This window comes from Pseudomonas sp. GW822-FHT06B12 (assembly GCF_058799675.1).
Window position 1 is genome coordinate 95,019 of the sequence record NZ_JBXALR010000001.1, and the last position, 21,815, is coordinate 116,833.

The following is a 21,815-nucleotide window of genomic DNA, read 5'->3' on the forward strand; positions in this document are numbered from 1 at the left end:
CAGCAAAGATCAAATGTGGGAGCGAGCCTGCTCGCGATAGCGGTGTGACAGTCAACATCGATGCCGAATGTAAAACCGTCATCGCGAGCAGGCTCGCTCCCACACTGGATTTGCTTCGCTTGCCAGAATTGACTGGCAATCGTTCCCACGGGAGCATGGGAACGATCAATAGACGCCGACGGTTACTTGCCAAGCGCCGCTGCCAGCAGCGGAGCCGCCTGCTCATCCGTCAGCGCAGGGAGAATCTCCATGGCCAAAAGGTCACTCCATTCGAGCACCCATTTCTGTATCAGCGTGACATCACTGGCCTCTGCAACACCAAAACCGGTCATGCGTCCTACGGCATGCCAGCGCCCCAGCATCGTGACGCCTACGGGTGGAGCCCCACCTGTCTTGAGAAAACGTTCGATCGCGCTATTGCGACGTTCCGGAGTGATTGACCAACTGACGATGTAGAGCATCTGCCACCTCCTGTCAGGGGTTGGCACCGGTTTTTCTCTGCGCGCACGAGGTTGGTGCCGCGACCATGGCCACGCATCGGTTTGCAGCTTGTCCGTTGGCTGGCTTGATCGACAGCTCCCATGAGAAGGCATAGCAGCCCCCCAAACGCTGCGTATGACCGCTGATCTTCTTTCCCACCGCTAGAACAAATCCCCGGTTTATGTTGAGTGAATGAAGCCATAGAGAGGAGATCCGCCATGCAAGGTTTTCTGGTGATTTTCTATACCCAACAGAACCGCCGTCATCACGGAAAAATGCTCGGTGACTGGCTCATCGATCTGGCGAAAGACATGGGCCTGCACGGGGCCACCCTGGCCACCGGAATCGAAGGTTTCGGGCATTCCGGAAAACTCCATTCCGCGCATTTTTTCGAGATGGGCGATCAGCCCGCCGAGATCCGTATGGCGATTACCGAAGAAGAGTGCACGCGCCTGTTCGAGCGACTCGAGGCCGAAGACATCAGCTTGTTTTACATCAAGGCGCCGGTTGAATTCGGAACCGTCGGCAAAAGGGCCGAGCCGTGCGGTCAGCAGGCTTGATATCCCTGGCGAGCCAGGAAGGTACGTACGTCTAAACTCAGGTGTACAGCCCGGTCCAGGGGGCACTCCTCGAATGTGTCTTTGCCTGTTCGAATCAGCACCGGAACCGGGTTTCCATTCATCCGATTGTTATCAGGAAGCCCGCGATGCTGCATATCAGAACACCCTTGGTACTCCATCCGGGGCTCTCGACGCCGAGCAGGCGCATCTGGCTCAAGCTGGAAAACCTGCAACCCAGCGGTTCATTCAAGTTGCGTGGCATGGGCCTGCTCTGTACTCGAGCGGCCGAGCAGGGCATGAAGAAAGTGGTCTGTCCTTCCGGTGGCAATGCCGGCTATGCGACGGCAGTGGCCGCTGCGGCGTTGGGTCTGGAAGCGAGCATCATCGTGCCGCACACCACCCCGGAAAGCACCCGAGCGCGGATCGCCAAAACCGGGGCGAAAGTGATCGTGCACGGTCAGGTGTGGGATGAAGCCAACCAGTTGGCGCTGGAACTCGCCAAGGAGCCTGATACCGAATACGTGCCCGCGTTCGACCACCCGACGCTTTGGGAAGGGCACAGCACGATGATCGATGAAATCCTCCAGGACTGCCCTCAGGTCGACACGATGGTGGCGTCGGTTGGCGGGGGTGGTTTGCTGGCCGGGATCCTGACCGGTCTGGAACGCCATGCTCGACTGGATTGCCGGATCATCGCTTGCGAAACCGAGGGCGCAGCCTCATTCGCTGCCGCGGTCAAAGCCGGGCATCCGGTCAAACTCCCCGAAATCAACACCGTTGCCAGCTCACTCGGTGCGCTGCAAGTCGCGCAGTGGCCGGTTCAGCACATCCAGAATTTCCAGCACACCTGTGTCGTGCTGACGGATGCCGACGCCATCATGGGCGTTGTCCGCTATGCCGATGACCTGCGCCAATTGGTGGAGCCAGCGTGCGGTGTCTCGCTGGCTGTCGCGTATCTGGATCACCCGGCGATTGTCGGTGCCCATGATGTGGTTGTCGTCGTGTGTGGCGGGATCAGCATCAGTGCGCAGAAGGTTGCCGAGTGGGCGAAGCCTTGACCTGACGTCTGCGGGGACGGCCCGGAACCGCACGGTCCCGAGCCTGTCGACACCAGGCTGCTTTTAACTGATGACCTGATAGCAGGGCACATACTCCGCGCCACCTGGCAGTTTCATGCGGTGTTGCGCGACAAATGCTTGCAGCAGTTTGTCCAGCGGTTGCATGACCGCTACGTCGCCGTGGATCTTGTAAGGACCATGTTTCTCGATCAGGCGGATGCCCTTGTCCTTGACGTTACCGGCGACGATGCCGGAAAACGCGCGGCGCAGGTTCGCTGCCAGTTCGTGCGGTGGCAGGTCGTGGCGTAGTTGCAGGCTGGCCATGTTTTCGTGGGTGGGATCGAACGGGCGCTGGAAGCCTTCGTCGATCTTCAGCAGCCAGTTGAAATGGAACGCATCGTTACGCTCGCGACGGAACTGTTTGACGTCCTTGAGCCCTTGAGTCATTTGCCGGGCCACCTGGGCCGGGTCGTCGATGATGATCTCGTAATGACTTTGCGCGTCTTTGCCCAGTGTCGCGCCAACGAACGCGTGCAGCTGCTGCAGGTACGGTTCCGCGCTCTTCGGTCCGGTCAGAATCACCGGGAAGGGCAGATCGCGGTTGTCCGGGTGCATCAGGATTCCGAGCAGGTAGAGGAACTCTTCGGCGGTACCGGCACCGCCCGGGAAAATGATAATGCCGTGGCCAACGCGCACGAAAGCTTCCAGACGCTTCTCGATGTCCGGCAGGATCACCAGTTCATTGACGATCGGGTTCGGTGCCTCGGCCGCGATGATTCCAGGCTCCGTCAGCCCCAGGTAGCGGCCGTGGGTGATCCGTTGCTTGGCGTGGGAAATGGTCGCGCCCTTCATCGGGCCTTTCATCACCCCAGGCCCGCAACCGGTGCAGACATCCAGGCTGCGCAGGCCGAGTTCGTGGCCGACCTTCTTGGTGTACTGATATTCCTCGCTGCTGATCGAGTGACCGCCCCAGCACACGACGATTTTCGGCTCCACGCCGGCGCGCAGGGTGCGGGCGTTGCGCAGCAGGTGGAAGACGTAGTCGCTGATGCCTTGGGACGAGCTCAGGTCGATGCGCTGGCTGTCCAGTTCATTCTCGGTATAAACGATGTCGCGCAGGGCGCTGAACAGCATCTCGCGGGTACTGGCGATCATTTCGCCGTCGACGAAGGCGTCCGCGGGTGCATTGAGCAGTTCCAGGCGTACACCACGATCTTGCTGATGAATGCGAATCTCGAAGTCCCGATAGGCTTCAAGGATGGTCTTGGCGTTGTCGACATGGGCGCCGGTATTGAGGATGGCCAGGGCGCACTGGCGGAAGAGAGAGTAGATGCTGCCCGATCCGGCGGCGCTCAGTTGCTGAACTTCGCGTTGGGACAGCGTCTCCAGGCTGCCCTTTGGGCTCACCGAAGCATTGATTACTTGTCTTGCGGTCATTCGATATTCCCTGAGAACGATGTTATCGAGCCCGACAGGCTCAGTAGCATCAGGATAGTCAGTGCCAGAGCGATCGTGCTGCTTTCATCTTCTCCGGCGACCGGGCATGAATGCAAACGTTTGATTTTTCACCCGAGAACCTCGAGATCCCGTGACGCTATCTGGTCGCTCTGATTTTCCTCGCGCTGCTGTCAATTGTCCTCGCCGTGTTGGCGAGGAATCATTATGCGGCCGGGTGTCACTGAGCCCATTCAGTCAGCCGCGTAGCAGGCATTTTGCTGGCCCCGAAGCCTGAAAATTATCGCCAAAATCACTTTATTTTCAGTTGGTTAGTCGGAATGCAAATGCGCAATGTATTGATCTCGCTGGCCCTGGCGAGTGTTGCAGTCTCTGTCGAGGCCAAAGAGTTGATGTCGAATGATCGCTTTATGTGCAGCTGGGGCGCGGGTACTGCGGCAAAAGCCCAGGAGCTCAAACTGTCGGGGGTTTCACTGTATGCCGCCCGCCAGAAGCTACAGACCTACAAGTTCAGCAAGGGCTGGATGCGCATGATGGCCATGGGCATCACCGAGCAAACCTACGACAGTCCATCGCGGATGAAACCCGGTGCTGTCCGGCAGAGCTTCTATGAAGAGTGCGTCAGGTACAAGTTGGCGCGTAAATGACGATGTCGGATGCATTCGATCAACAGACCCTCGTCCAATAAAAAAGCCCGGCACTCGGCCGGGCTCTATTGGCGTTTGAACGTTATTTAGCTCAAAAGCCCGGTACTGACCGCGACAATCAGGAAAATACCCAGTGCCGCCCGGTAAATGACGAAGGGCCAGGTGGAAAACTTTTCCAGGAACTTCATCAGGCCCCAGATGGCGCAAAATGCCGACACGCTGGCGATCACCAGCCCGAAAATCAGGTGCGACCAGGCTTCGGCCGGGATCTGTGCATGAAACAGCACCCACAGCTCTTTCAAGCCGGCCAGCGCGATAGCGGGCAGCCCCAGCAGGAACGAGAAGCGAGCGGCTTCTTCGCGTTTGAAGTTAAGAAAGAGCGCTGCGGTGAGTGTTGAACCGGAGCGGGAAACGCCCGGTATCAGCGCGCCAATCTGCGCAATGCCGACGATCAATGCATCCCGCAGGCGCATCTCTCCCACGACACGCTGATGACGGCAGCTGAGTTCGGCCGCGGCCAGCAGAACGGCCATCACCACGCAGGAGATACCAATCACCATCAGGCCTCGCAAGGGTGAATTGCAGGTGTTGAGCAGCGAGGACAACGCCAGGCCTGCGATGCCGATCGGGATGGTCGCCAGCACAATGGCAACGGCCAGCTTGAACGACTGGTTGTTGTAATCACGCTGGCGCACGGCACCGATGCTTCCAGTGACGACTTCCCGTACGTCACGCCAGAAATAGCTGACGACCGCGGCCAGTGCGGCCAATTGCATGGCAGCGGAAAACGCCGAGCCGGGATCGGGCCAGCCGAGAAGGGCGGGTACGATTCGCATGTGCGCAGTGGATGAAATGGGTAATAGCTCGGTGATGCCTTGAATGATGCCCAGGATGCCAATTTGCATGTAATCCAGAGAAGCAAAGCCAATATCAAGGCCGCTGGAACAGACGTTTGTCAAAATACTTTCCTTAAGAAGTAAGGCTTCTCCACTACCCCGAAGCCACGTTCGGAAAGCTCGGCAGTGGACAAAAGATCCTGGACTGAACCGCTCTATCAGACGGTCGTTCATGGTGACTGCGAGCTGAATGATCGCCTTATTTGTAACGGTTTGCTACCGGCTATTGACATCATTTTTGTTAGCCCAGAGCCCCCGCGAAACCCTTGTGTATAGATCGGGCCGTGGTTTCAGGTTCGGTTCATCGACGACAATCGACGCTCCTCAGTCCCAGCTAAGTTTGACTGCGTAGTCTCTCCTAACGCCAATTGCAGCGCCGTTAAGGAGAAGTACCCACATGAAGCCGCTTACAAAAGCCGACTTGCTCAACAAAGTCCCCGAAGTGACGCTGTCCTTCTGGGTCATCAAGATCATGTCCACTACCGTGGGTGAAACCGGCGCCGACTTTCTGGCTGTCGATGCGGGTCTGGGGCAGAGTGTCACCAGTATCGGCATGGCCGTACTGCTGGCGATCGCACTGTTCGGCCAACTTCGCACACGCGCCTACACCCCTTGGATTTACTGGCTTACGGTGGTGTTGGTGAGTGTCGTCGGGACGCAGATTACCGATGTGCTGACCGACAAGCTGGGCGTCAGCCTGTATGCCAGCACGGCGGTATTTTCCGTATTGCTGGCGATCAATTTTCTGATCTGGTTCAAGTTGGAACGCAGCCTTTCCATCAATGAAATCGTCACGCCGCGCCGGGAGTTGTTCTATTGGACGACGGTGCTTTGCACCTTTGCGCTGGGCACGGCAGCCGGCGATCTGGCCACCGAGGCACTGGGCCTTGGCTTCACACTGGGCGCGGTGATTTTCGGCACATTGATCGCCGTGACGCTTGCTGCCTGGCGCCTGGGTGGCAATGCGGTCCTGACCTTCTGGATCGCCTACATCCTGACCCGTCCGTTCGGTGCCTCCCTGGGCGACTTGCTGACTCAAGCCAAGACTTATGGCGGCCTCGGCATGGGCGCCATGTGGACCAGCGCGATTTTCCTCAGTGTCATCCTGATTTTGGTCGCCGCCGCGCAGATGAACGCCGGCAATCGCAACCTCGTCGCTGAATAACTCGTTCAAATAGCCTATCAAGGAAAAATCATGTTCTACGTGCAAACCGCCATTCGTAAAGCCGCCATCCTTTCCGCCATCGTCGTGTTGGGCCTGACCGCCGGGTGTTCGAAACCTGCCGATGCCCCTAAAGCGAACGCGACGTCGGGCGCGGCCAGCGTTCAGGCCGGTGCGGTCCAGAGCTCGGCCTCGAAACTGGGCGACCTGTCGGCGTTCCAGAACATCGCAACAAGCGTCGCCGGCCTCGTCGACAAGAGCGACTTGCCAGGCGCGAAAACCCGGATCAAGGACCTGGAGTTGGCCTGGGACTCTGCCGAAGCCGGCCTCAAGCCGCGTGCTGCCGGCGACTGGCATGTACTGGACAAGGCCATCGACAGTGCACTTGAGGCCCTGCGCGCCGACAGCCCGAAACAGAGCGACTGCAAGGCGGCAATGGATGTTTTGCTGAAAACCTTCAACTCGCTGCAAGGGAGATAATGACCGCAAGCCGCGAAGCGGATGGCGTTCTATACCAATAAATCGCTTCGCGCACGCTGGAACAGGTGATTCAATGCAGGCTCGACATTTACGCAGGTGCAAACCCGCGTGAGTGTCGAGCCTCACTTATTCACCGGAGAGGGACATGCGGATTTTACTGGTCGAAGACGACCCGATGATCGGAGACGCGATCCAGGGCGCACTGAAGGATGCCAGTTACGCCGCCGACTGGGTCACGAATGGTTTGACCGCCCTGACAGCGCTGGACACCCAACATTATGATCTGGTGCTGCTTGACCTCGGCCTGCCCGGCAAGGACGGCCTTGCGGTATTGAGCAGCATTCGTGGCCGCAACAACGGCGTTCCGCTGTTGATCATCACGGCCCGCGACAGCCTTGACGATCGCTTGCGCGGTCTCGATGGCGGCGCTGACGATTACCTGCTCAAACCCTTTGAAATGGCGGAATTGCTGGCGCGTATGCGTGCCGTTCTGCGCCGTAAAGGGGGCAGCGCGCTGCCGGTGTTCAGCAACGGCGTGGTGTCGCTGGACCCGATCTCGAAACAAGCCAGCACCGAAGAAAACCCAGATGTCCAGCTCTCCAGCCGCGAGTTCTCGCTACTGCAGGCGCTGTTGATCAGGCCGGGCGCGATTCTTTCGCGCAGCGAGCTCGAAGACCGTATCTATGGCTGGGGCAATGAAGTGGAAAGCAATGCGGTGGAGTTCCTGATCCATGCGCTGCGTCGCAAGCTGGGTAGCCACGTCATCAAGAATGTCAGGGGTATGGGATGGATGGTTTCAAAAAGCGACTGAGCGAGTCGGTCAAGGTCAGGCTGTCCGTTTCGCTGTCGCTGGCCATCCTGATCGTCGCTATCGTGGCGGGTATTTTCGCTTTCGTCTCGGCCTTTGATGAAGCTCTGGAAATGCAGGACAACACCCTGCATCAAGTCGCCGTGCTGTTCGAGCGTCAGAAGATGACGCTGGCCTATCCGGCGCAAGGCAAGGGTATCGAGGGCGACGATGAAGAATCGAGGGTCATCGTTCAGTACCTGACCGATAGCAACAAGGCGTCGGGCAACGTGGATGCCGGCGCACCACTGCCACTGCCGACCACGCTGGCCGACGGCTTGTCGACGCTTGAGGTCGGTGGCGAACCGTTTCGTGTGCTGGTCAAGACCCTGACCAGTGGCGAGCGGATCGCCGTCGCGCAGGAAACCGGCGCGCGCGACAAGGACGCCCGCGAGAGCGCCTGGCGCGGCCTGCTGCCGTTTCTCATCCTGTTTCCGGTGCTCTTGCTGGTGGTTGCCGATCTGGTGCACAAGCTGTTTCGGCCGATCGCGGTACTGGCTTCCGAGATCGACCAGCGCGGCGATCAGGAACTGCACCCCATCGACGAAAACCATTTGCCCACCGAGATCCGCCCCTTCGTGCTGGCCATCAATCGATTGCTCAACCGTGTGGCTCAGTCGATGGAAACCCAGCGCCGCTTCGTCGCCGACGCTGCCCACGAACTCCGCTCGCCCCTGACAGCCCTGTCCCTGCAAGCCGAACGCCTGGCCGTCGCAGACATGTCGACGTTGGCCCGGGAGCGTCTGTTTGCGTTGCGGCGGGGGATCGAACGCGGCAAAAATCTGATTGATCAACTGTTGGCGCTGGCCACCGCACAATCGAACTCGACGCTGCCCACAACCCCGGTTTCCGTGCATGGCGTCTATCGTCGCGTGTTGGAGGACCTGCTGCCGCTGGCCGAGGTCAAGCATATCGACATCGGTGTCGAGGACGAACAGGATGTGCAGGTGCTGATCAACGAGATCGACTTGCTCGCCATGGTCAAGAACCTGGTTGATAACGCCATTCGCTATACGCCTGTGGGCGGGCGGGTAGATCTTTCGGTGGGCATGGAGGAGGGCGGGGCGCTGTTGCAGGTCAAGGACTCCGGCCCCGGGATTGCGGCTGAGGAACGGGAGCGGGTGTTCGATCCGTTTTATCGCAGCCTCGGGAGCCATGAGGTCGGGTCCGGGCTGGGGCTGTCCATCGTCAAGGCGGTAGCGGAGCGCAGCGGGGCACAGATCCGCCTGGGGTTTTGCGATGAGGTCGCAAGACGCGGGTTGTGTGTCTCGGTCTGGTTGCCGTCATTGATCTCCCGCAGCGGTCCCCCTGGCGACCATCTGTAGGCGCGGATTCATCCGCTAAAAGAACACATGGCCGGCCCATGCATCCCCCATGGCCGGCTTTAGATACTCATAAAAGGATCACCCATGCTTTTAAGCAAACGCGATCAGGCGCGAATCGAGCGTCGCCTGGTGGTTACCCTGACCGAGGCGTGTGAGACGGCCAAAGCGCAAAAAGTGGGGTTCTCCTGGCTGACCCACGAAGTGGATTACACGGCGTTCCCCGCCAGCCTGATGGTGACCTGGGTCTTCGATACGCTGGCCAACAAAAGCGCGGCCCTGGCCACTGGGCAAGCTGAACGCATGGTCGAACTGACTGCCATGGCGTTAAGTGAAGCGGACATTCTCGTCAGTCCGGTTTCGGCCCACGTGCAATTTGACACTGAAGAGCAATGCCAGCGCGCGAATGCCGGAAACTGGCAGCAACGCTTGGCGCGTACGCGCTCGACTCGAGGTTGAACCATGGCCAAGGACATCGAAAACCCGTGTATCGCCGTTTGTCAGCTGCGCGGTGAGCTGTGTGTGAGTTGTGGTCGCACCAAGGAGGACATCAGAAAATGGAAACGCATGAAACGCCCCGAAAAGATGGCCGCCGTGCAACGAGCGAGCGTGCGTCTGCAAAGTCTGCAAAAAAAGAACGCCTGAGACTCTGATCTCATCGTGGGCACTCTATGTCTGTGCGGGTTTCGTTCTGCTGGTGTTGAGTTTCCGCTTTCGTTTTCTGCCTGTCACGACTGAGCGATTTAGCCAATCTGTTGCATCGACCGGTTGAATCCACAACCCAAAGCAGTCCTTGATGTCTGTTTGTTGTCGCCATATGTTATTGGCATTCATGGAGGATTCTGACTGATGGCACGCGTGGGTTTGATACTGACACCCGGTTTTGCGGACTGGGAATATGCTTTCATTGCTGGAACTGCGTCCCCGTTTTACGGGATCGACGTCAGGTTTTTCGCTTCTGCTACGGGGCAGTTCCGCTCGCAGGGCGGATTGGCTGTAACGGTTGATAGCAGTTTGCAGCAATGTCTGGACTGGAAACCGGACGTTGTTGTCGTCATTGGAGGAATGGTCTGGGAACGTGCAGACGCACCGGATATTCGAGACTTTCTTCATGCCAGTCGTTCAAGTGGAGCGACAATTGCCGGTATCTGTGGGGGAACGCTGGCACTTGCGAGGGCCGGGCTTCTCGACACGGTTCCTCATACCTCGAACAGCGCTGACTTCTTACAACAGAATGCCATAGGTTATGAAGGGCGCACCCTTTATCGAAGCAGTCCAGTAGCTGTGGTTGCAGACCGCATCATAACTGCTCCAGGCCCTGCGCCCGTTAGCTTCACCTGCGCAGTGTTCGAAGGTGCCGGGCTATCTTCAGAGATCATTTCTCAGTTCAGGTCAATGTTGGCAGCGGAACATGGGTGACCGCTTCGTCCTACAAAACAGTCAATCAGGTGATGTGTTCGAGTGGTCGCTCTTGGCCGATCTCAGACTGTCATACAGGCGGAAAATCTTCATACGATTTTGGGAAGTACCCCCAAATTCTCAGAACGTCAGCGCGCACCTCAAACTCGAATCCAATGTGTGCGACGACCTTCGATATTTCGTCTGTATGGTCAATGGTTGTACGTGCAAGCAGCCTTTCTTTTGAGGGGGCGGCTTCTGACAAGCCAATGTCTAACCATTCGACGGACGCAAATGGAAACGGCAGATGGTAAAACCACTCGACATCCCACCCTGAGACATATCCTGTGACGGACTTGGATCGGTAAGACGGACGCCAACCCTGAAGCTGGCGGAAATGGTTGATCAGCTCATCCCACTTGGTATTGTTCGATGCACTTGCCAAGTTTCTCGCAGTTACGGCAGCATGGATTTTCTTCCGTGTTGCATCATCATGGCCCGTGCCGGATCTCGGTAGCTCGCTCATATTCAGTCCTGTCGATTTTTTGGTCTTCAAGAATGAATGACCGTTTTTGGTTGTGGATTCAACCGGCCGACACCGGCAGTTATCGGCCAGAAGTAAACTTTCCAATGTGTTTATACAAACGCGGAGGCGATTTACTCCGACCCCGCTAGCCCGGCTGATTACCGATGCAGTCAGGCAGGTCGGTGCCAATCATGATCATGCCGACGGAAACTGTGGGGAGGCTGCCGAAGCCCCAAGACAGAGGCCCCCCATAACTCACCAGATCGTAGATCGCGCTTTCGCCAATCAGCTGGCCGTTGCGATTATCGTACAAGCGAAAAAAGGCCGGAATCTCCCAGCGAACAAACCACTTTAGCTGCTCCGGCTCATCCGGGTGCGACTGGGGGTGAAAGGAGCCGGGCAGTAACCAAAAAGGTTTGAATTCCTGAACTCGGTAGCAGCCGTTGGGGCTGATCTCGGCGGCGCGGACGGGCTTCGCCAGAGCCTTTTCCCACCACTGTGAAACGGCCCATAGTCCCGCGCAGAGCACGAGTGCACTGAGGGCTAATGTCGGGAGCCGGGTTAGTTTTTTCATGTTCGCAGACCTATTTGTAACGTGCATGTGAAGTTGTTCTTTCCACTCTTGAGCCCCAAGCACTGGGTTAATGCTCAATGCGCGGATCGACTGCCGGGATGGCGAAAGTCACCCTCTACTCAAGGCAGATTTGAGGCGTTGCGGGCAAGCTATCGAGAAATGCGGCAATTTGCCGGTTACCGCGCAAATGCAGCGTAGGAATGTCCGGTCCTATGGACAGGCGCACCCTCTCGATACCTTGGCGGTAACCGCGATCGAAATTCCACACGAAATTCAGAAAGGTCAGGAACGCTCGGTCGAGCTTTTCTTTACAGCCTGTTGGGAGGTCAGGGCGAGGGCGGTTCATTACGCTGCGCAAGATCACTCGGGCGAAACAGGTGAGCCGGGATGTATCGAGCCAGATGATCAGGTCGGTACGGGCCAGGCGAAGGTCGAAGGTTCGCCGCGCATAGTTGCCTTCACAAACCCAGGCATCCGCTGCGATCGCTTCGCGAACCCGTGCGCGGAACTGTTCAGCGTCGGGTTCGACCCAGCCAGGTTCCCAGAACAGCGTGTCCAGGTGGACCACGGGGAGTCTCAGGCGCTTGCCGAGGGCGCGGGCGAGGGTAGATTTGCCGCTACCGGCATTGCCCAGAATCACAATCCGTTGCATGGGGACTTCCTGTCGTGAAAAAAGCCGGCAATTGTGCAGGTTTTGGATGGCCAGTTAAAGGCTGATGGGAGGGGGCGACCGCACCGCGGGAACGAATGTTGTGTTGCTACTGCGCTTCCTGGAGATGAGAGCGAGATGCCGCTCTATCCTTGTCCGCATTGAATGTGCGCTTCTGGCCGATTTCTGCCTGTTACGACTGACCGAAATCGACACAATGCGCCCCGCTGAGACTGGGTCATGGCGTCCCGTTTCTTCCATACAGACGGTAGCCTGGTCGACGACTCAAGCGTTCGTAATAGTCGCTCACGGCAGGAAGGTCCGGATGAGCAAGCGGTGTTTGAAACCACCGATTAACTGACAGGCCGATCGGTATATCTGCGAGAGAAAACTCATCGCCGCTGACATAGGCCCCGGTTGAATCGAGCTGTCGATTGAGGATCTCCATGTACCTCGACCAGTTGCTGCACGCGGCTGCCAACGCGAGGCTGTCCTGATGTTCAGGCGAATGCCTGACCAGCGACATGAAGGCATAACTCCACGACTTGTTGAGATCTGACGCTTGCCAATCGATCCATTGATCCACCCGCGCTTTGGCTCTTGCTTCACTCGGGTAAAGGTGAGCGCCGTTGTAGCGAGATGCCAGGTAGCGAATGATCGAGTTTGACTCCCAAAGAATGAAGTCATCGTCCTGAATGACCGGCACCATTGCATTGGGATTCAACGCCAGGAATTCAGATGTGTGTGTCGACCGGAAGCCGGAACCCCAGTCTTCCCGCTCGAAGGGGATGCCAATCTCGGCGCAGGCCCAGAGAACCTTTCGTACATTGATCGACGATGCCTTACCCAATATGCGCAACATTCCATGTCCTTATCGTTCAGTGTGGTTGGTCTGATCTACTAACGTTGTCACCTTGTAGAGCGGGTTGCTCGGATGGAATGAGAAGGACCAGATCGGTATCACCTACGTCGACTCCTGCTTGTGAAAGCAACGTTGTAACCTGGCCGCGGTGATGGGTCTGATGGTTGAAGAAATGCATGACCACGCTGTAAAAGTCCTTATCCGCCACCACGCCCTTCATGTTTGCATAATGAAGGGTGTGATCTAAATCCGGCTCTGTCATTGAGCACGCCCATTCGACGATTATCCGATCGAGCCATTCCCGATGCACCGAGAGCTCCCGGATAGTGGAGAACAACAATTGACTGAGGCTTTTCGGGTCAGGAAGCTGCTGCAGAGGCTCCAGTGCCGAGTGGTTCGCTGGGTGCCTGGCAAATCGCTTTAGCCACACGGTGTCGCCGGCGGCCAGGTGGTTCAACGTCCCGAGAATAGAGCCGAAGAATGCTTTTTTGTCGGCTGAGAGTTCTTCATCAGACAGGCTTCTGGCAGCCTCATAGACCTTGGCGTTCATCCACTCGTTATAGGTCGCCATAAGGCGGACATGGCTGGTACGACTCACTGATTTCCTCCTGGTAGGCGTTGGATATTCAGACGTTCTACTGGCCCGATGACGGCGTGTAAATCTGAATTCAACTCGTGCCGTTCAGTATTCAAGGAATAAAACGGTAACCCACCCCCGTTTCGGTAACCAGGTGCCGTGGCTGGGACGGGTCTGCTTCGATTTTTTTGCGTAGGCCGCCCATGAACACCCGAAGGTACGGCGTATCGGTGGTGTGCGAAGGCCCCCATACGGCTTTGAGCAATTGCAGGTGTGTCAGCACCCGGTCCGGGTGCGAGCACAGATGAACCAGCAAACGGTATTCCAGCGGCGTCAGGTGCAAAGGGGCGCCGGCGCGTTCCACGACGCGTCGATCCAGATCAATTTGAATGTCGGAGAAGCTCAGCACCGCGCGATTCTCGGCATCTTTCACACGTCTGCGTAACAGGGCGCGAACGCGGGCGAGCAGTTCTCCGGTGCCGAAGGGTTTAACCAGGTAATCGTCGGCCCCGGTGTCCAGGGCCTGGATCTTGTCGGACTCGGCGCCACGGGCAGACAAGACAATGATCGGCACCTCCGACCAGGTCCGCAGATCCCGGATAAGGTCAACACCATCACCATCGGGAAGCCCGAGGTCGAGCACGATCAGGTCCGGCCGACGCGTTCCCGCGTCGATCAGGCCGCGCTGAAAGGTCTCGGCTTCATACACTTCCAGACCATCGGCTTGCAGGGCCATGCGCACAAAACGGCGGATTTCCTTCTCGTCTTCAATCAGCAGGACACGCAGTACAGGCTCGCTCATGGTGAGTCCTCGTCAGTCTGCTGCGACAACGCTTCAATGTTCGGTGGCTCTTCACGGGGCAGACGTAGCGTGAAGCGCGCACCGCCTTCCGGGCGGGTGATACCCAGCATGGTCCCGTCATGCGCCTGGGCAATCGCTCGGCAGATGGCCAGGCCCAGACCGACGCCGGGAATCGAACTTTCCTTTTTGCCGCGCATGAACTTGTTGAAGATCGCCTCTTCGTGACCGTGGGGCAATCCCGGCCCCTCATCGGCGACCCATAATTCGATGCTCTCGGGCGTTGCGTTCGCCCCCAGACGGATGGGGGAGTCGGGCGGGGTGTACTTGACCGCGTTCTCGATCAGGTTGATGAGGATGCGCTCGATCAACACCGCGTCGATGCGCACCGGTGGCAAGTCATCCTCCAGTTCAACCTGCACCGAACGCTCTCCCAGAATCGGCTGGACAGCTCTCAGGGCACTACCGACCACGTCTTCGATGGGTTGCCACTGACGGTTCAACACCACCTTGCCGGATTCGAGGCGAGCCATGTCCAGCAGGTTATTGACCAGCGTATTCATGCGCAGCGCGGATTCACCCACCGCCGTGGCGATCTCGGCGGCTTCGCCGGTCAGGGGCGGCTTGGTCAGCTTGAGCGCTTCGGCGAGCCCGACCATGACTGACAGCGGGGTTCGCAAATCGTGGGAGATGGCCGAGAGCAGCGAGTTGCGCAACCGCTCGGATTCCATCTGAACGGTCGTGTCCTGAGCGACGTTGATGTAGTGAATCCGTTCGAGCGAGATGGCCAGCAATGACGCGCAGGTGTCGAGCAGGCGCCGCTGTTCCGGCACCGCCAGCCGGGTGGTGTCTCGCGGTTGTACGGCCAGGACCCCGCGCACCCGCATCGGCGCCGACAAGGGCAGGTAAAGCGTGGAGCTTGAGGGCAGGGTGTCGGTGCCGTAGCCGGCCGGCTCGGTTTTATCGAACGACCACTGGGCAATGGCAACGTCGACTTGCGGTGCATCTCCGGTGACCATGGGCGCCAGCAGTTTGTTGTGGTCATCGGCCACCAGCAACGCCGACCGGGCGCCAAATTCGGCGGACAGAAACTGCGCGCCGATTTCCGCGACCTGTTCGGTCAGCAGCGCGGCGGACAACAGACGCGACATGTCGTAAAGCCCGCGCATGCGGTCTTCGCGTCGTTGCGCCACCCGTGCCTGATAGGTCAGGCTGGCGGTCATTTGCCCGATCACCAGGGCGACCACGAGCATGACGCTAAAGGTCACCAGATACTGGATATCGGCGATGGCGAATGAAAAACGCGGCGCCACAAAGAAAAAGTCGAAGGCGCCGACTGAGACAAACGCTGCCATGACGGCCGGGCCACGGCCAAAGCGAACCGCGACTGCAACGACCGCCAGCAGAAAGAGCATGACGATGTTCGCCTGCTCCAGTAGCCCGGCCAGAGGCAGGGCAATCAGGGTCGTCACCGCGCACAACACTGCGCTCCAGATATAGGGTCGCCAGATGATCGGGCTTCCACCGGCGGTGGAGGTGTCCTCGGCTTTCGGGCGACGGCTGTCCGGCAGCGAGACTTGAATCACATCGAGATCGGCGCCCAGCGCGCCAATCCGATCCGCAAGCACTTGCCGCCAGAGTCGGCGCCGCGGACGTTCGTCACGGCCCAACACGACTTTTGAAAGATTGTGCTGCCGTGCGTATTTGATCAGCGTCTCGGCAATGTCCTGGCCGGCCAGGGTCGAGATCTGTGCGCCCATGTCCTGGGCCAGCTTCAAAGTCGCCAGCACGCGACGGCGCTTGGCCTCGGGCAATCGCTGCAAGGCCGGGGTTTCGACATACACGGCGTGCCACGGCACGCTGAGCTGAGCGGCCAGGCGTGCCGTCGAGCGTACGGTTTTTTCGGCCTGTTCATCGGGGCCGATACAGGCGAGCAGGGAATCGCGAGTTCCCCAGACCGGTTTTACCGCACCGCTTTGGCGGTACTGCAACATGTCGCTGTCGACCCGGTCGGCGGTGCGGCGCAGCGCCAGTTCACGCAGGGCGATCAGGTTGCCCTTGCGGAAGAAATTCTGCACCGCACGCTCGGCCTGTTGCGCCAGGTAGACCTTGCCTTCCTTCAAGCGCTGCAACAGGTCGTCGGGCGGCAGATCGACGATGACCACTTCATCGGCGGTGTCGAAGACATGGTCGGGCACGGTCTCCCAGACGCGAATCCCGGTGATGCCGCCGACAATGTCGTTCAGGCTTTCGAGGTGCTGAACATTCATCGTCGACCAGACATCGATGCCGGCGCTGAGCAGTTCCTCTACGTCTTGCCAGCGCTTTGGATGGCGGGAGCCGACCGCATTGGAGTGAGCCAGTTCGTCGATCAGGATCAAGCCGGGGTTACGCGCGAGGGCAGCGTCCAGATCGAACTCGGTCAGCGTGCGGTTCTTGTCGACAATCTGTTTGAGAGGCAATTGTTCGAGCCCTGAGGTCAGGGCCTGAGTCTCGGCGCGGCCGTGGGTTTCGATCACGCCGATCAGCACATCGATGTTTTGCAGCTTCGCGGTCTGGGCGGCCGCGAGCATCGCGTAGGTCTTGCCGACGCCGGCACTGGCGCCGAAAAAAATCTTCAGCCGACCGCGTTTGGCTTGCGCTTCTTCTTCGCGAATCCGGGCCAGTAGCTGGTCCGGATCAGGACGTTGTTCGGCCATCAAGCTCACCGTGTGTTAGCGCTCAATGTGCGGCGTCGAGTGCCAGGTTCAGTGCCAGGACGTTGACCCGAGGCTCGCCGAGGAACCCGAGCAGCGTGCCTTCAGAATACTCGCTGATCAGTTGGCGAACCTGCTCGATGGGCAGATTGCGCACTCGCGAAACCCGGCCCGCCTGGTACAGCGCTGCGGCAATGCTGATATGCGGATCAAGGCCACTGGCGGAACTGTAGACCAGGTCGGCGGGGACCGTGGCGGTGTTGCCCGGATCGGCAGCGTGCAACGCATCGATGCGACCCTTGAGCGCATCCGCCAGCGCCGGGTTCAGCGGACCGAGGTTCGAGCCGCCCGAGGCCAGCGGGTTGTAGGGCATGGGGCTGGTGGCGGAAGGGCGGCTCCAGAAATACTTCGGATCGCTGAAGCCCTGACCGATCAACAGCGAACCCACGGTTTTGCCGTCTCTTTCGATCAGGCTGCCGGCGGCCTGATGGGGAAAGACCAGCCGGGCAATCCCGGTGGTGACCAGCGGATAGGCGAGCCCGGTGAGCAGTGACAGTGCAGTCAACAGGGTCAATGCCGGACGCAGCAGAGATAACATGGCCATACTCCCTCACGTCAGACCGACAGCGAATAACGCCATGTCGATCACTTTGATGCCAATGAATGGAACGATCACCCCACCCAGCCCGTAGATCAACAGGTTGCGGCGCAACAGCAGGGCCGCGCCGACCGGGCGGTACTTCACGCCTTTGAGCGCCAGGGGGATCAGGAAAATGATAATCAGCGCGTTGAAAATCACCGCCGACAGCACCGCCGAATTCGGGCTCGTCAGGCCCATGATGTTGAGTGCCGCGAGCTGTGGGTAGGTGCTGACGAAGGCCGCCGGGACGATCGCGAAATACTTGGCGATGTCGTTGGCAATCGAGAAAGTGGTCAGCGAACCTCGGGTCATCAGCATCTGTTTGCCGGTTTCCACCACCTCGATCAGTTTCGTCGGGTTGCTGTCCAGGTCGACCATGTTGCCGGCTTCCTTGGCGGCCTGAGTCCCGGAGTTCATCGCCACCGCGACATCCGCCTGCGCCAGTGCCGGGGCGTCGTTGGTGCCGTCGCCGGTCATGGCCACCAGCCGGCCTTCGGCCTGATAGCTGCGGATCAGTTCGAGCTTTTGTTCGGGCGTGGCTTCCGCCAGAAAATCATCGACACCGGCCTCGGCAGCGATGGCGGCGGCAGTCACCCGGTTGTCACCCGTCACCATCACCGTCTTGATGCCCATGCGGCGCAATTCGACGAAGCGCTCCTTGATCCCGCCTTTGACGATGTCCTTGAGTTCGATGACGCCCAGCACCTTGGCCCCGTCGGCGACCACCAGCGGCGTACTGCCCCGACGCGCCACTTCTTCGACGATGGTCTGTACCGCTTCGGGGAAATGCCCGCCCAGACTCTGGACATGCCGCACAATCGCTTCGCCGGCCCCCTTGCGCACTTGCCGCGTGCCCATGTCGACGCCGCTCATGCGGGTCTGCGCCGAAAAGTGTACGAAGTGCGCCTGCAACGCCGCGATGTCGCGTTCGCGCAGGTTGAACCGTTGCTTGGCCAACACCACGATGCTGCGTCCTTCAGGCGTTTCGTCGGCCAGGGACGCGAGCTGCGCCACATCCGCCAGTTCCGCCTCCTTGATACCCGGCGCCGGTAAGAACGCCGACGCGTGACGGTTGCCAAGCGTGATGGTCCCGGTCTTGTCGAGCAGCAACACGTCCACGTCACCGGCGGCCTCCACGGCCCGGCCGGAAGTGGCGATCACGTTGGCTTCCATCATGCGACTCATGCCCGCCACACCGACGGCCGACAGCAGGCCGGCGATGGTCGTGGGAATCAGGCAGACCAGTAACGAGATGAGCACAGTGATCGACACCGGCGCCCCGGACTTGGCCGCCGCCACCCCGAACAGGGAGAAGGGCAGGAGCGTCACCGTCACGCCGAGGAACACGATGGTCAGTGCGACCAACAGGATCGACAGGGCGATTTCATTGGGGGTCTTTTGCCGCTTGGCGTTCTCGACCATCGCGATCATGCGGTCGACGAAGGTTTCGCCAGGGTTGGTGGTCACGCGGACGACGATCCAGTCCGACAGCACCCGTGTACCGCCAGTCACCGCCGAGAAATCGCCGCCGCATTCGCGAATCACCGGGGCCGATTCGCCGGTAATGGCCGACTCATCCACCGAGGCCGCACCTTCGATCACCTCGCCGTCGGCGGGGATCACCGAGTCCGCGAGGTCACCGGCTTCAACCACCACCACATCGCCTTTGCACAAGTCGCTCGACTGAGCCAACTGCCACTCGGCGCCGTAGTGCGGCTCGCGCAGTTTCTTCGCCCAGGTTTGCTTTTTCAGGTCGCGCAGGGAGGCCGCCTGGGCTTTGCTGCGACCTTCAGCCAGCGCTTCGGCAAAGTTGGCGAACAGCAGGGTAAACCACAGCCACAAGGCAATCGCGAGGATGAACCCGGTGCTGGCCTCGCCCTTGCCGCTGAGGGCCTGGACCCACAGGCCGGTGGTGATGATCGCGCCGATGTAGACGACGAACATCACCGGGTTGCGCCACTGGATCCTCGGGCTGAGTTTGCGCACCGACTCGAGCATGGCCGGAGTTATCAGTTTCGGGTCGAACAAGGAGAACGCTTTGCGTGTCATGGTCGTGGTCTCACTTGATCATGATGAGGTGTTCGACGACGGGGCCCAGCGCGAGCGCCGGCACATAGTTCAGCAAACCGACCAGCAACACCGTGCCGATCAGCAGCACCACGAACAGCATCCCGTGGGTCGGCATCGTGCCGCCGGTGACGGCCAGGCGTTTCTTCGCGGCGAGGCTGCCGGCGACGGCGAGCACCGGTACGATCACGCCGAAGCGGCCAAACCAGCTGACGATCGCCAGCATGGTGTTGTAGAACGGGGTGTTGGCCGACAGACCGGCGAACGCACTGCCGTTGTTGTTGGCTGCCGAGGTGAAGGCGTAGAGAATTTCCGAAAAGCCATGGGCTGCGGGGTTGGCGATTCCCAACCTGCCGGCCTCGGCCATCACCGCAATGGCGGTCCCGAACAGCACCAGCAGCGGCGTCACCAGAATCGCGATGGCGACCATTTTCATCTCGTAGGCTTCGATCTTTTTACCCAGATACTCGGGGGTACGACCGATCATCAAACCGGCGATAAACACCGCGAGGATGGCGAACACCAGCATGCCGTACAGCCCCGAGCCGGTGCCGCCGAACACCACTTCGCCGAGCTGCATCAGCACCAGCGGCACCGCACCGCCCAGTGGGGTGAACGAGTCATGCATCGCGTTGACCGCACCGCATGAAGCCGCCGTCGTCACAGCCGCAAACAGGCTGGAGGCGCTGATGCCGAAGCGCACTTCCTTGCCCTCCATGTTGCCCGCCGCCGTATCGATACCCAGCGCGGAAAACTGTGGATTGCCGAGTTGTTCGTAATGGGTGACGGCCACCACCGCGATCACGAAAATGATCGTCATCGTCGCCAGCAGCGCCCAGCCTTGGCGTATGTCACCCACAACATGACCGAACACGAAACACAGTGCGGTCGGGATCAGGAAGATCGCGATCAGTTGAAAGAAGTTCGTGAGCGCTGTCGGGTTCTCATAGGGGTGTGCCGAGTTGGCGTTGAAGAAACCACCGCCATTGGTGCCGAGCATCTTGATCGCTTCTTGCGAAGCGACCGGCCCCATGGCAATCGTCTGCTTGTCGGTGCTGGCGGCTTTGGTCACCGGGTTGCCCTGGGCATCGAGGGTCGGCTGGCCGGCATCATTGAGCACCGGGTTCTGATACTGCATGACCTCCAGTGTCGAGACGTCCTTGTACGGGTCAAGGTTCTGAATCGCACCCTGGCTGACGAAGAACAGCGCGAATATCAGCGACAGCGGCAACAACACCCACAGCGTAATGCGGGTGAGGTCGGTCCAGGCATTGCCGATGCTGTCTGCACTGTGGCGGGCAAATCCCCGGATCAGCGCAATCGCCACCACAATACCGGTGGCGGCGGACAGGAAGTTCTGCACCGTCAGCGCGAGCATCTGGGTCAGGTAACTCATCGTCGACTCGCCGCTATAGGCTTGCCAGTCGGTATTGGTGACGAAACTGGCGGCGGTATTGAACGACGAGTCGGGCGTCACGGCGCCAAACCCCTGCGGGTTGAATGGCAGAACGCCTTGCAAGCGTTGCAAGGCGTACACCGCCAACATCCCGAGCGCGTTAAACAGGATCAGCGCGAGGGCGTACTGAAGCCAGCCCATCTGCACGTCAGGTTTAACGCCAGCAAGGCGATACAGCGGCGACTCGATGCGCGAGCCGAAGGCAAACCGGCCCTCCATCACGGTGGTCAGCCAGCGCCCAAGGGGCCAGGCAAGAATGCCCAGCGCCAGCAGAAAGGCGCCGAGTAAAACCCAGGCTTGAATAGTCACAGGAAGTCCTCCGGAAACAACAGCGCGGCGACCAGGTAAACCAGCAAACCGGCGGCGATCAGCCCGCCGAACAGATAGAAGCCCGTCATGACCGTCTCCTGTTGAGCGCTGCACAGCCTTGCGCCAAGCCGACCAGGGTGATGAAAAACAGGGCGCCGAGTAGCAAAAAGATGAAGTCCATGGCGTTTCCTCCGGTAATGAGGAAAGCCTAAATGGACGCTTGGAAAGTTGTTGACAGGATTAGGGGCGGGGAAATAAAGATTTGATAAAGATGCTGCTCAGGTACAACAGGTTGTTTAAAGGTTCAGGACCGCGTCAATACAGGTCCTACGTAAACCCAAGAATCCGTCACCTT

24 protein-coding genes are annotated in these 21,815 nt (G+C 59.3%); 10 read left to right on the forward strand and 14 right to left on the reverse strand.

Annotated elements, in window-relative coordinates; genetic code table 11:
• Nucleotides 1-182 precede the first annotated feature (182 nt).
• Nucleotides 183-461 carry a DUF3303 domain-containing protein gene (locus AC1RKH_RS00490; protein ID WP_493060640.1) on the reverse strand — a complete coding sequence of 93 codons (279 nt, stop codon included), beginning with the start codon at nt 459-461 and terminating at the stop codon, nt 183-185.
• Nucleotides 462-698: 237 nt separating this feature from the next.
• Here AC1RKH_RS00490 and AC1RKH_RS00495 point away from each other — a divergent pair, with 237 nt between their 5' ends.
• Together AC1RKH_RS00495 and AC1RKH_RS00500 are read left to right on the forward strand one after the other, a co-directional pair.
• Nucleotides 699-1,040 (forward strand): DUF190 domain-containing protein, encoded by a 342-nt coding sequence (locus tag AC1RKH_RS00495; RefSeq protein ID WP_493060641.1) that lies wholly within the window; start codon nt 699-701, stop codon nt 1,038-1,040.
• 146 nt (nt 1,041-1,186) lie between these two features.
• Nucleotides 1,187-2,098: a pyridoxal-phosphate dependent enzyme gene (locus AC1RKH_RS00500; protein WP_123425553.1), complete on the forward strand. Its 912-nt coding sequence runs from the start codon at nt 1,187-1,189 to the stop codon at nt 2,096-2,098.
• Nucleotides 2,099-2,161: 63 nt separating this feature from the next.
• Here the strand turns inward: AC1RKH_RS00500 and ppnN are convergent, their stop codons facing one another.
• Complete coding sequence (gene ppnN, locus AC1RKH_RS00505; RefSeq protein ID WP_123425552.1) at nt 2,162-3,535, reverse strand: nucleotide 5'-monophosphate nucleosidase PpnN; 1,374 nt, start codon at nt 3,533-3,535, stop codon at nt 2,162-2,164.
• A 344-nt stretch (nt 3,536-3,879) separates the two neighbouring features.
• Here ppnN and AC1RKH_RS00510 point away from each other — a divergent pair, with 344 nt between their 5' ends.
• Nucleotides 3,880-4,200, forward strand: coding sequence for a hypothetical protein (locus tag AC1RKH_RS00510; protein ID WP_493060642.1), 321 nt, complete (start codon nt 3,880-3,882; stop codon nt 4,198-4,200).
• Between the two features lie 86 nt (nt 4,201-4,286).
• On the opposite strand, the gene AC1RKH_RS00515 is transcribed toward AC1RKH_RS00510, so the two are convergent.
• On the reverse strand, nt 4,287-5,159 hold the full coding sequence (locus AC1RKH_RS00515) for an undecaprenyl-diphosphate phosphatase (RefSeq protein WP_493061353.1): 873 nt from the start codon (nt 5,157-5,159) through the stop codon (nt 4,287-4,289).
• Nucleotides 5,160-5,493: 334 nt separating this feature from the next.
• Between AC1RKH_RS00515 and AC1RKH_RS00520 the strand changes: the two genes are divergently transcribed.
• The 7 genes from AC1RKH_RS00520 to AC1RKH_RS00550 all read left to right on the forward strand — a co-directional run bounded on the left by AC1RKH_RS00520 (nt 5,494) and on the right by AC1RKH_RS00550 (nt 10,326).
• Nucleotides 5,494-6,261, forward strand: coding sequence for a COG4705 family protein (locus AC1RKH_RS00520; protein ID WP_493060643.1), 768 nt, complete (start codon nt 5,494-5,496; stop codon nt 6,259-6,261).
• Nucleotides 6,262-6,291: 30 nt separating this feature from the next.
• Nucleotides 6,292-6,738, forward strand: a complete 447-nt coding sequence (locus AC1RKH_RS00525; RefSeq protein WP_493060644.1) for a hypothetical protein — start codon at nt 6,292-6,294, stop codon at nt 6,736-6,738.
• A gap of 145 nt (nt 6,739-6,883) precedes the next feature.
• On the forward strand, nt 6,884-7,549 hold the full coding sequence (locus AC1RKH_RS00530; RefSeq protein WP_493060645.1) for a response regulator transcription factor: 666 nt from the start codon (nt 6,884-6,886) through the stop codon (nt 7,547-7,549).
• A complete protein-coding gene (locus AC1RKH_RS00535) occupies nt 7,525-8,910 on the forward strand; it encodes an ATP-binding protein (RefSeq protein WP_493060646.1) in 1,386 nt (461 codons plus the stop codon). The genes AC1RKH_RS00530 and AC1RKH_RS00535 overlap by 25 nt, the downstream gene beginning before the upstream one ends.
• Nucleotides 8,911-8,994: 84 nt before the next feature.
• Complete coding sequence (locus tag AC1RKH_RS00540) at nt 8,995-9,366, forward strand: hypothetical protein (RefSeq protein ID WP_493060647.1); 372 nt, start codon at nt 8,995-8,997, stop codon at nt 9,364-9,366.
• 3 nt (nt 9,367-9,369) lie between these two features.
• Complete coding sequence (locus AC1RKH_RS00545; protein ID WP_493060648.1) at nt 9,370-9,552, forward strand: DUF1289 domain-containing protein; 183 nt, start codon at nt 9,370-9,372, stop codon at nt 9,550-9,552.
• A gap of 204 nt (nt 9,553-9,756) precedes the next feature.
• A complete protein-coding gene (locus AC1RKH_RS00550; protein WP_493060649.1) occupies nt 9,757-10,326 on the forward strand; it encodes a DJ-1/PfpI family protein in 570 nt (189 codons plus the stop codon).
• Between the two features lie 70 nt (nt 10,327-10,396).
• Here the strand turns inward: AC1RKH_RS00550 and AC1RKH_RS00555 are convergent, their stop codons facing one another.
• The 11 genes from AC1RKH_RS00555 to kdpF all read right to left on the reverse strand — a co-directional run bounded on the left by AC1RKH_RS00555 (nt 10,397) and on the right by kdpF (nt 21,549).
• On the reverse strand, nt 10,397-10,831 hold the full coding sequence (locus AC1RKH_RS00555; RefSeq protein ID WP_493060650.1) for a DUF6678 family protein: 435 nt from the start codon (nt 10,829-10,831) through the stop codon (nt 10,397-10,399).
• A gap of 145 nt (nt 10,832-10,976) precedes the next feature.
• Entirely contained in the window at nt 10,977-11,405 is a 429-nt protein-coding gene (locus AC1RKH_RS00560) for a hypothetical protein (RefSeq protein WP_493060651.1), read from the reverse strand.
• A gap of 115 nt (nt 11,406-11,520) precedes the next feature.
• Nucleotides 11,521-12,057 carry a P-loop NTPase family protein gene (locus tag AC1RKH_RS00565; RefSeq protein ID WP_493060652.1) on the reverse strand — a complete coding sequence of 179 codons (537 nt, stop codon included), beginning with the start codon at nt 12,055-12,057 and terminating at the stop codon, nt 11,521-11,523.
• 235 nt (nt 12,058-12,292) lie between these two features.
• Nucleotides 12,293-12,916 carry a glutathione S-transferase family protein gene (locus tag AC1RKH_RS00570; RefSeq protein WP_493060653.1) on the reverse strand — a complete coding sequence of 208 codons (624 nt, stop codon included), beginning with the start codon at nt 12,914-12,916 and terminating at the stop codon, nt 12,293-12,295.
• Between the two features lie 16 nt (nt 12,917-12,932).
• Nucleotides 12,933-13,514 carry a DinB family protein gene (locus tag AC1RKH_RS00575; RefSeq protein ID WP_493060654.1) on the reverse strand — a complete coding sequence of 194 codons (582 nt, stop codon included), beginning with the start codon at nt 13,512-13,514 and terminating at the stop codon, nt 12,933-12,935.
• 91 nt (nt 13,515-13,605) lie between these two features.
• On the reverse strand, nt 13,606-14,295 hold the full coding sequence (kdpE, locus tag AC1RKH_RS00580; protein ID WP_493060655.1) for a two-component system response regulator KdpE: 690 nt from the start codon (nt 14,293-14,295) through the stop codon (nt 13,606-13,608).
• Nucleotides 14,292-16,991, reverse strand: a complete 2,700-nt coding sequence (kdpD, locus tag AC1RKH_RS00585; RefSeq protein WP_493060656.1) for a two-component system sensor histidine kinase KdpD — start codon at nt 16,989-16,991, stop codon at nt 14,292-14,294. Before kdpD ends, kdpE begins: the two co-directional genes overlap by 4 nt.
• A 22-nt stretch (nt 16,992-17,013) precedes the next feature.
• Nucleotides 17,014-17,586, reverse strand: a complete 573-nt coding sequence (kdpC, locus tag AC1RKH_RS00590) for a potassium-transporting ATPase subunit KdpC (protein ID WP_493060657.1) — start codon at nt 17,584-17,586, stop codon at nt 17,014-17,016.
• 12 nt (nt 17,587-17,598) lie between these two features.
• On the reverse strand, nt 17,599-19,677 hold the full coding sequence (gene kdpB / locus AC1RKH_RS00595; RefSeq protein WP_493060658.1) for a potassium-transporting ATPase subunit KdpB: 2,079 nt from the start codon (nt 19,675-19,677) through the stop codon (nt 17,599-17,601).
• A gap of 10 nt (nt 19,678-19,687) precedes the next feature.
• On the reverse strand, nt 19,688-21,460 hold the full coding sequence (gene kdpA / locus AC1RKH_RS00600) for a potassium-transporting ATPase subunit KdpA (RefSeq protein ID WP_493060659.1): 1,773 nt from the start codon (nt 21,458-21,460) through the stop codon (nt 19,688-19,690).
• On the reverse strand, nt 21,457-21,549 hold the full coding sequence (kdpF, locus tag AC1RKH_RS00605; RefSeq protein WP_019689681.1) for a K(+)-transporting ATPase subunit F: 93 nt from the start codon (nt 21,547-21,549) through the stop codon (nt 21,457-21,459). The genes kdpA and kdpF overlap by 4 nt, the downstream gene beginning before the upstream one ends.
• Between the last annotated feature and the right edge of the window lie 266 nt (nt 21,550-21,815).